The following is a 9,109-nucleotide window of genomic DNA, read 5'->3' as shown; positions in this document are numbered from 1 at the left end:
TCAGCGGCGCATCTCCTCCGGGCAGGGCGTGCCGCGCGGGATCTGGTACGGCGAGCCGAGCCGGTACGTGCCCGCCCTCGGGGCCAGCAGCTCGACCCACTGGTCGCCGTGGTGGTCCTCCTCGGCTTCGAACAGGCAGCCGTTGACGTTGGTGTACTTCTTGGGGAGCGACGCGTCGCGCTGCCGGTCCCGCTTCGACTGCTCGGTCTCCCTGGGCCGCTCGACGCCCTTGCCCTCGGCGTCGACGACGCTCAGCCACGGCGAGTACGGGATGCGGATCAGGACGCGGCCCGGCTTCTTCACGCGCAGGGTCATCTCCCCCTGCTCGGCGCGCTCCACCACGGCGTTCGGCTCGGCGAGCGGCCTCGGGTCCTTCACCTCGTACAGCCGCCAGTTGGTGTCGACCCACACCTGCTTCAGATACGGCAGGCCGTCCGTGATGAGCTGCGTCTCGCGCTTGCCGCCGTCGCCGTCGGGCTCGCCCTTGGGGACCGCCACGTAATGCACGGACCAGCGCTGGAGCCACTCGTGGTAGTTCGCGGAGTTGAGGGTGTCGTCGTAGAAGATCGGGTTGCGCTTCATGTCGGCCTGCCGGTTCCAGCCGCGCGCGAGCTGCACGTACGCGGGGAGCGCGGACGCCTCGCGGTGGTTGCGGGCCGGGACGACCTCGACGCGGCCCTTGGCGGCGCCCCGCTCCTTCAGCTCGTTCACCAGCGGCGAGACCTCGCGCGTCCAGGAGGCGGTGGCGTGCGTGTGCACGATGTCGTCGACGGACTTGAAGCCGATCCATCCGGTGAAGCCCAGGAACGCCACGACGACGACGTACCACTTGCGGGACTTCGGCACGGTGTACGGCAGCGCGGCCAGGAGGACGACGCCCGCGAACGACATCGCGAGGCGGGTGATGTTGGAGCCGATCTGCGAGCTGATCACCCAGACGCCGAGCACGAAGGCCGCGTACACGGCCGTCGTGATCCGTACGGTCTTCCAGTCCTTCGGCACGGCGTAGTAGACGAGCACGGAGAACAGCAGCGGCAGCGACGCCGAACCGAACGACATCGGCTGGGTGCCGGAGAACGGGAAGAGCCACGCGGAGAGGCCCACGACGATCGCGGGCGCGACGCCGAGCGCGTAGGCGCCCGGGTAGCGCTTGCTGAGGAAGAGCGCGACGGCGACCAGGCCCACGAAGAGCCCCGCGACCGGGCTGCCCATCGTGGCGAGCGCGGCGAACGGCGCGGCGACCAGCGCCTTCGCCCACCGCTTGTAGCGCCAGCGGTGGGGCCAGCAGAAGACCGCGGCCACCGCCGTCAGCGCGAACATCTGGCCGAGGCCGAAGGTGACACGGCCCGAGACGGCGTTGCAGAACAGCGCGAAGACGCCCGCGAGGGCCGGCGCCAGCGGCTGCTTCACCGCACGGCTGCGGATCAGGATCATGGTGAGCAGCGCGGCGGAGAGCGTCCCGGCGATCATCATCGTCGTCCGCACGCCGAGCACCGACATCAGATACGGCGAGATGACGCTGTACGACACCGGGTGCATCCCGCCGTACCAGGCGAGGTTGTATGCGGAGTCGGGGTGCCGCCCGACGAACTCGGCCCAGGCGTCCTGCGCCGCGAGGTCGCCGCCGCCGTTGGCGAAGATGAAGAACCAGATGAGGTGCAGGACGGCGGCGAGCAGCGTCACGGTGATCACCGGGCGCCGCTGGGCGCGCTCCGTCAGGGCGACGGTCCAGGAGGCCGCACGGGAGGGCTTCGCGGACGGTATTCGCCCGGCGGCGCCGGGGCCCTCGCCCTTGCCGCTGTCCGGCTGTGCGTCGTCGTCGGCGCGCGTCGGCTCCGCTGTGGCCACTGCTGGCTCTCCCCGTGTCGTCCGTGGTCTCCGGAGTTGCCGGGTGCGATCCGATGGGGGGTGGTCCCGGTCCCCCCGTGCTCGGCCCCGGCGTACTGCCCCCCGAGCTTGTGACGCTAGCACGCAGACGCGGGGGGAGGCCCGGGGTGGGGCCTCCCCCCGCGTGGGTTCCGCGGGCTCTCGCCGGGGTCAGCCGACGCGCTGCAGCTTGGCGCCGAAGCCCGGTTCCGCGAGGTCCTTCTGGAGGGCGACGGGCACCTTCACGGCGTCTCCCTTGCCGTCGCCGACGCTCAGCACGCCGACCTTCGTGCCGGCCTTCGCCGAGTGCGGCACCGGGTCGCCCTTCTTCTCCGTCAGGTGCAGCTTCACCGTGAGGCCCGCCCAGCCCGCGGCGGCGACGTCCTCGGTGGCGACGACCGGTGTCGTGCCGCCGAGCCCGTCGTCGACCTGGCCGACCACGTCCCCCTTCTTGACGATGGTCTTGGAGGTCAGCGCGTCCTGCCCGGCCTCGATGAGCTTCCGCACGACGCCGGTGACCTCGTCGATGTTGGCGACGCCGTTCTTGCCGTACTGGCCGAGGGCGGCACCGATGATCGTCTGGGTCTCACCGTCGACCTTCTTCTCCGCGGCGAAGAGGATGTTGCCGCCCGCGGCCGTGGTGGTGCCGGTCTTGATGCCGATGGCGACGGTCGGGACGAGCCCGAAGAAGTTCTTCTGCTTCTCGTCGTTGAGGTCCATGTAGCTGGGCTGGCGGGAGATCTCGTTGAAGACCGGGTCCTTCATCGCCGCGCGGCCGAGCTTCACGAGGTCCTCGGCGGTGGAGACGGTCGTCTTGTCCAGGCCGCTGGGGTCCGTGTAGTGGGTGTTCTTCATCCCCAGCTCCTTGGCGGTCTCGTTCATCTTCGCGACGAACGCGTCCTCGGAGCCGCTCTTGGTGTCCCAGCGGGCCAGCAGCTTGGCGATGTTGTTCGCCGACGGCAGCATGACGGCCTGCAGCGCCTCGTACTGGGTGATGCGCTGCCCCTCGGAGACCCGGACGACGGACTCGTTGTCCGCCTTGCCCGTCTCGTAGTGCTTCTCCGCCGCCGCGTCCACGGGGATCTTCGGGCCGTCCTCGCCCTTCTCCAGCGGGTGGTCGCGCAGGATCAGGTAGACCGTCATGACCTTGGCGATGCTCGCGATCGGCACGGGCTTCTGGTCACCCGAGGTGCCGAACGTGCCGATGCCGTTGACGTCCATCGCCGCCTGGCCCTGGCTCGGCCACGGCATGGACGGCTTGCCGCCGTCGAAGGAGACGGACTCCTCGGCGGTGAGCGCGAGGGTCGGCGTCGGCAGCGGGCGCACGGCCTGTACGACCGCAAAGACGATCACCAGGAGCAGGACCAGCGGCGTCCAGATCTTGACCCGGCGCACGGCGGTGCGGACGGGGGTCTCCGGGGGCGGCGGGGTGTTGGTCAGCTCGGCGAGCAGGTCGATGGGCGGGCGCGGCGGCAGCGGCTGCTGGGTCGTGCGCTCCACCGGCGCGGGGCCCGGCGCGGGCACCTCGGGCCCGGCCGCGGGCTTCCGACCGGCCTTCGGGGCGTCCGCCTCGGGGTTCTTGGCCCACCCGGGGGTCGTCGCGGGGGCCGCGGGCTTCGCCGGCCGCGCGGCGGGCTCGTCGAGCGGCTTCAGCGCGACGAACTTGCTGGTGCGCTCGGCGTCCCGCTCGGCCTTTGCACCACCCTTTGCAGAATCGTTCTTGTCGCTCTGGGAGGCGCTGTCGGCCCGGGAGGACTCGGGGCCCTTGGAGTCCTTGGAGTCCTTGGAGTCCTCGGAAGCCTTCGCGGCGGCCTTCGGGCCCTCGGGCGCCTCGGGGGCCTCGGGGTCCTTGTGGTCGCCGATCTTGAGCATGGTCGTCGGCTGGTCGACGGACCTCGGCGGGACGGGGGCCTTGAAGACGGCGGTCGCCTGATCGACGCCGGAGGCCTTGGGGGCGTCCTCTTCGGCGTCAGTGGCGTCCTTGGCGGGGGCCTCGGCATCCTTGGCGGGGGCCTTGGCGTCCTCGGAGGCCTTGGCGTCGGGCTGCGCCGGGGTCTTCGCGTCGGCGGCCTCGTCCGGGGCCCCGGACTCCGCGCCGGCATCCGGCTTCGGGTCCGCGGCGGGCTTCGCGTCCGCCTCGGGCTCAGCGCCGGGCTTCGCGTCCGCCTCGGGCCTCGCGTCCGGCTTCGCCGAAGCCGTGGCCTTCTCGTCCGCGTCCGGCTTCGCGCCGGGGGCAGGCTCGGCCCCACCCTTGGCCGCGTCCTCGGCCCCGTCCTTCGCGGGCGCTTCGGCCGCGTCGTCGTCGCCGGCCACCCACGCCGCCACGGCGTCCCGCAGCCGCGCGTCACCGCCGCCCTCGCCGCCGGCGGCGGCCTCCGGGGAGCCCGAGGCCTCCGCAGGCTCCGCCGAGGCGGCCTCCGGGGACTCCGCGGTCTCGGAGGTCTCCGGGTCCTTCGACGGCTCGGCGGGCTCCGGGGCGTCCTCGGCCCGCTCCTCCCGGCCGGCGACGGCCTTCGTGGAGAAGACCGCCGTCTCCCGGTCCTCCCGCGCCGCGGGGACCTGCCGGCTCACCGCGAGCCGCGGGTCCCGTTCATCCGCTGCCGGCACAGACGCCGCAGTGGGTTTCCCCGACGACTTCCGCTGCTTCGACCTGTCGGGGGTCTCGCCCGCCACCGATGCCTCCTCGTACGCCATGCCGTATGCCGATGCTGAATGCTGAACCTGTACTGGCCGTGCGCCAAATCCGGCCGGACCCCACTGTCCGAACCGTGTACCAGTGTCCTGTGTGAGGGCTTAACCCCCGTGGTAGACGAGAACGACATACCTACTGGTTCCCGTACATCCCACCCACGTGCTCTCGACAGACCAATGTGAGAGGGGTCACCCTGTCATTCATCCACGCGGGGAGGCATGGATGGGCAGGAGCCGCAGAACAATTCCGGAGGAGCTTCTGCTGCTCGCTTTGGACCCGGCCACGGGTACCACAGCGCAGCCGCAGTCGCTCGACCTGGGTCTGGCCGGAGCGCAGCTAGTAGAGCTGGCACTGGCCGGACGGATAGCCCCTGACGGGGATCGTATCGCCGTGGTGATGCCACGGCCGACCGGAGATCCGACTCTGGACTCCGCACTGGAGCTGCTGCGCAGGCGCGGCAGCCCGGTCCGGGCCGTCCACTGGATCGGCGGGCCCCGACTGGGGCTGCGCCAGATCTACCTCTCGCATCTGGAGCGGTGCGGCATGGTGCATGCCGTGGCGGGCCAGATGTGCGGAGTGCTGCCGACGACGCGCTACCAAGCGACGGAGACGGCGATCAGCCGGGACATCAGGGCCCGGCTGGACTCAGCGATCCGCACCGGTGTACCGCCGGACCCGCGGACCGCGGCGCTCGCCGCGCTGGCCCACGCGGTCGGTCTCGGCAAGCACCTCTACCCCGGGAACGAGGGGCGTTCATCGCGCTCCCGCCTCCGGGACCTCATCAGGCACGACCCCATGGGCGGCCTCGTGGCGCACGCCGTGATGGACGTCCAGAACGGCGTGGCGGCTCAGCCGCGCCGCAGCGCCGCACCGGCGGGCCCAGCGGGCCCCGGCGGGCGGCAGCCGGCCAGGGCGGCGGCGGATCCCGACCGGATCCCGATGCAGCCGCGCCGCGGGTCCATGGCGCGCGCCGTGGCCCACTGAGCACGGCGTGACCGCTCGGCACGGCCGGGCGACCGCCGCGCCGCACGACGCGCATCACGCACCGTTCAGCACCAAGCACCGCTCGCACCACCCGCATCAGCGCCGCACCGCAGTCCCCCGGGCCCGGTTCGGGAGCCGCTGAGCCGCGCGGGGCGTGGCGCCGGACCGTCCGGGCGACGGCGTCGGCGCCACCTCCGCGCGGCCACACACCCGTTGGCGCCGCGGGGCAGGACCGCCCCCCTCGGCAGCGACCTCGATCCCGTACATCCACTGTTTCCCAGCGGTGCCGCACACGTTGGTGGCACTCTGCTGAGCAGTACATACGTAAATTCGAGGCAGCCAAGCCGGAGGTGCACGTCCCGTGGCGTCCAATGTCAATCCCACCGTCAGGCGCCGCCGACTCGGCCAGGAGCTCCGCAGGCTCCGTGAGCTCAAGGGCATGACGGCCGAGGAGGTCGCCGAGCGGCTGCTCGTCTCGCAGTCGAAGATCAGCCGCCTGGAGAACGGCCGCCGCTCGATCAGCCAGCGCGACGTGCGCGACCTGTGCGGGGTCTACGAGGTCGACGACCACCGCATCGTCGACTCCCTCATGCAGATGGCCAAGGACTCCCGGCAGCAGGGCTGGTGGCACTCCTTCGGTGACATCCCGTACAGCGTCTACATCGGGCTGGAGACCGACGCCGCGTCCTTGCGCGTGTACGACCCGCAGGTCGTGCCGGGCCTGCTCCAGACCCGCGCGTACGCCGAGGCGCTGATCACCGGCGCGCTCCCGGAGACGACGCCGACCGACATCGAGAAGCGCGTCCAGGTGCGCATGCGCCGCCAGGAGCGCATCTTGGCGCCGGAGAACCCGCTGCGGCTGTGGACCGTCCTCGACGAGTCCGCGCTGCGCCGCGTCGTCGGCTCCCGCCACCTCATGCGCGACCAGCTCGAACACCTCGTGGAGCAGTCCCAGCTGCCGCACGTGACGGTGCAGGTGATCCCCTTCGACATGGGCGCCCACCCCGGCCTCAACGGCCAGTACGCGATCCTGGAGTTCCCCGACGCGGCGGACTCCAGCGTGGTCTACATCGAGGGCGTCACGAGCGACCTGTACCTGGAGAAGGCGAACGACGTGCAGCAGTACAGCGTCATGTACGAGCATCTGCGCGCCCAGGCGCTGAACGTCGAGCAGTCGCGCCGGCGCATCGCCGACATCGCCAAGGAGTACGCCCTCTGAATCAGGCCCCCGACGGCCGCCCCGCCAGAAATCGCCGCACGGTACACCCTCGCCCGGGCGGGGCGGAAGACCCACCTGGAATATGCCATCCGGTCGAGTGAACGCCCCCTTCACCCGCCGATGTTGGCGAGTAGCGTCATTCACGCCATCGAGCCCGCACCGAGCAGGCACGTCGGCGCCGACCGCGGTCACGCGGTGGACAGCAACTCACCAACTGGGCAACCGGAGCAGACATGGCAATTCAGCGAGGCTCTTCGAGCACGTGGACAAAGTCCTCCCACTCCACCGGAAACGGTGCGTGTGTCGAGGTCAGGTCCCCTGTGGAGACCGGCATCTCCGTGCGGGACTCCAAGGTCGTCGAGGGGCCGGTCCTCGCCTTCCCCGCGGCGTCCTGGAACGCGTTCGTCAGCGAGGTGAGCCGAGGAGCCGCCGAACTCGCGTGACGCGGCGGCGTCCGCCGGGGCCCCGCTCACGGCGGCATCCGCGGTACGCGTCACCGCACAGGCAACATCGTATGAGCCCTCTCGACTGGTCCGCCGTCCCGGCCGAGGGGGCTCGGTCCTTGGACCGCCCGGCCGCCCGCGCCGCCCGGCCCCCGGGTCAGCGCAGCCGGTCCACGTAGAGATCGGTGCCCGGCACGGTCGGGACGAACGGCGCGAGGAGTTCGACGCGCCCCAGCCCCGACCCGGCCACGGCCTCCTCCCGCCCCGTGAAACATGCCTCCCAGCACTCCCGCGGATCGTCCTGGAGGAACCACAGCAGCGTCAGGCGGGTGTCCACGCCCTCCACCTGCTGCACGTACGTCATGCGGTCCCCCGGCAGCGGTGTCGGCCGGAAGACCGTGACCATCGCGGCGGGCGAGCCGGCCAGGGCGCGCGGCAGGTTCCGCGAGCGCAGCCATTCGAGCAGCTCCGCCCGGCCCGCGGCATCCTCGGCGTCGACCACTTCGAGGACGAGGCCGCGGTAGGGGTGGTCGAGGGCGTGGACGTCGCGCGGGCCCGCCGCGCCGTCGCGGTAGACGGTCGCCTCGTGGTCCTGGAAGGCGGTGAAGACGTGGCGGCGGTGCCGGTGGACGCGGCCGTCGCGGTTGAGCCGCTTGTTGATGCCGACGGTCCACTTCATGTGCTCGTCGTAGCGCCCTTCCGTCACCCAGTACGTGGAGAGGTAGCACCCGGCGGTGACCGGCTCGGCGACCGCGGACTTCTCGGGGCGCCGCAGGAGCTGGAGATCGCGCGTGGCCACCCAGCGGCGCCCGGCGTACATCCAGGGCATGGCCATCGCGCCCGCGTAGTAGTGGTCGTCCTCGTACCAGCGGTTGTACGCGTACTCGTGCCCCGGGTGCGGCTCGACGAGGGTGATCAGGGCGTGCCCCGGGCGCACTCCGTAGGGCCCGACGGCGGCGAGCCGGGCGTAGTCGTCACTGCGGGTCTCCTCGGCCATGCCTCTCCCCTGTCTCCCTCTTCCTTCCTCTGGCGCACGCCCATACTCTGACGCCCCGTCAGAAAAACCGCCAGGGCCGGGAGGCACCCATGCCGTCGTCGCTCCTCCGGGGAAAGACCGTCGTCGTCTCGGGCGTCGGCGCGGGGCTCGGCCACCGGGTCGCCGCGGCCGTCATCCGCGACGGGGGCAACACCGTGCTCGGCGCGCGCACGGCGGCGCGCCTCGCCCGGACGGCCGCGGAGATCGACCCCCAGGGGGCGCGCACCGCGCATCTGGCCACCGACATCACCGACGAGCGGCAGTGCGAGGCCCTGGCGGGGCTGGCGGTCGATCGGTTCGGGGGGATCGACGCGGTGGTGCACGTCGCCGCCTGGGACAGCCACTTCGGCGGGGTCGAGGACGCCGACTTCGACGCCTGGCACGGTGTGCTCGACGTGAACCTGCTCGGCACGCTGCGGATGACGCGGGCGTGCCTGCCCGCGCTCAAGCAGCGGCGGGGCGGTTCCGTGGTCTTCATCGGCACGCAGTCCGCCGTCGCGGCGCCCTCGCAGGTGCGGCAGGCCGCGTACGCGGCGTCCAAGGGGGCGCTGACCTCGGCCATGTACTCCCTGGCACGGGAACTGGGGCCGCAGCGCATCCGGGTCAACACCGTGCTGCCGGGGTGGATGTGGGGGCCGCCGGTGGAGGCGTACGTGCGGTTCACCGCGGTGACCGAGGGCGTGCCGGAGGAGGAGGTGCTCGACCGCCTCGCCTCGCGGATGGCGCTGCCGGAGCCGGCCACGGACGGGGACGTCGCCGATGCCGTGACCTTCCTCGCCTCGGACCGGGCGCGGGCCATCACGGGGCAGTCCCTGCTGGTCAACGCGGGTGAACTGATGCGCTGACACCCCTCGCCCACCGCGCCCCCT

General features: G+C 72.0%; 7 protein-coding genes. 4 read left to right on the top strand and 3 right to left on the bottom strand.

The features are described from left to right. Both DCW30_RS34260 and DCW30_RS34255 read right to left on the bottom strand, forming a co-directional pair. Positions 1–1,848: an MFS transporter gene (locus DCW30_RS34260; RefSeq protein WP_076685636.1), complete on the bottom strand. Its 1,848-nt coding sequence runs from the start codon at positions 1,846–1,848 to the stop codon at positions 1–3. Between the two features lie 189 nt (positions 1,849–2,037). Further along, positions 2,038–4,473 (bottom strand): D-alanyl-D-alanine carboxypeptidase, encoded by a 2,436-nt coding sequence (locus DCW30_RS34255; protein ID WP_338400586.1) that lies wholly within the window; start codon positions 4,471–4,473, stop codon positions 2,038–2,040. A gap of 307 nt (positions 4,474–4,780) precedes the next feature. Here DCW30_RS34255 and DCW30_RS34250 point away from each other — a divergent pair, with 307 nt between their 5' ends. The 3 genes from DCW30_RS34250 to DCW30_RS34240 all read left to right on the top strand — a co-directional run bounded on the left by DCW30_RS34250 (position 4,781) and on the right by DCW30_RS34240 (position 7,204). Then, complete coding sequence (locus DCW30_RS34250; RefSeq protein ID WP_062780801.1) at positions 4,781–5,542, top strand: GOLPH3/VPS74 family protein; 762 nt, start codon at positions 4,781–4,783, stop codon at positions 5,540–5,542. A gap of 361 nt (positions 5,543–5,903) precedes the next feature. After that, positions 5,904–6,761 (top strand): helix-turn-helix domain-containing protein, encoded by an 858-nt coding sequence (locus tag DCW30_RS34245; protein WP_076685635.1) that lies wholly within the window; start codon positions 5,904–5,906, stop codon positions 6,759–6,761. Positions 6,762–6,994: 233 nt separating this feature from the next. Next, positions 6,995–7,204 (top strand): DUF397 domain-containing protein, encoded by a 210-nt coding sequence (locus DCW30_RS34240; protein WP_062780803.1) that lies wholly within the window; start codon positions 6,995–6,997, stop codon positions 7,202–7,204. Between the two features lie 157 nt (positions 7,205–7,361). Here the strand turns inward: DCW30_RS34240 and DCW30_RS37760 are convergent, their stop codons facing one another. After that, entirely contained in the window at positions 7,362–8,201 is an 840-nt protein-coding gene (locus DCW30_RS37760; protein ID WP_076685634.1) for a hypothetical protein, read from the bottom strand. Between the two features lie 89 nt (positions 8,202–8,290). Here DCW30_RS37760 and DCW30_RS34230 point away from each other — a divergent pair, with 89 nt between their 5' ends. Continuing rightward, a complete protein-coding gene (locus tag DCW30_RS34230; protein WP_076685633.1) occupies positions 8,291–9,085 on the top strand; it encodes an SDR family oxidoreductase in 795 nt (264 codons plus the stop codon). Positions 9,086–9,109 lie beyond the last annotated feature (24 nt).

The sequence above is a fragment of the Streptomyces alfalfae genome, from assembly GCF_004127445.1.
Lineage (GTDB): Bacteria > Actinomycetota > Actinomycetes > Streptomycetales > Streptomycetaceae > Streptomyces > Streptomyces alfalfae.
Note: the sequence above shows the minus strand (reverse complement) of the source record. Positions and strands in the feature narration are given on the sequence as shown.

Coding starts and splice junctions, on each gene's coding strand:
- DCW30_RS34250 (WP_062780801.1), top strand. CDS start 4,781: ATGGGCAGGAGCCGCAGAACAATTCCGGAGGAGCTTCTGCTGCTCGCT.
- DCW30_RS34240 (WP_062780803.1), top strand. CDS start 6,995: ATGGCAATTCAGCGAGGCTCTTCGAGCACGTGGACAAAGTCCTCCCAC.
- DCW30_RS37760 (WP_076685634.1), bottom strand. CDS start 8,201: ATGGCCGAGGAGACCCGCAGTGACGACTACGCCCGGCTCGCCGCCGTC.
- DCW30_RS34230 (WP_076685633.1), top strand. CDS start 8,291: ATGCCGTCGTCGCTCCTCCGGGGAAAGACCGTCGTCGTCTCGGGCGTC.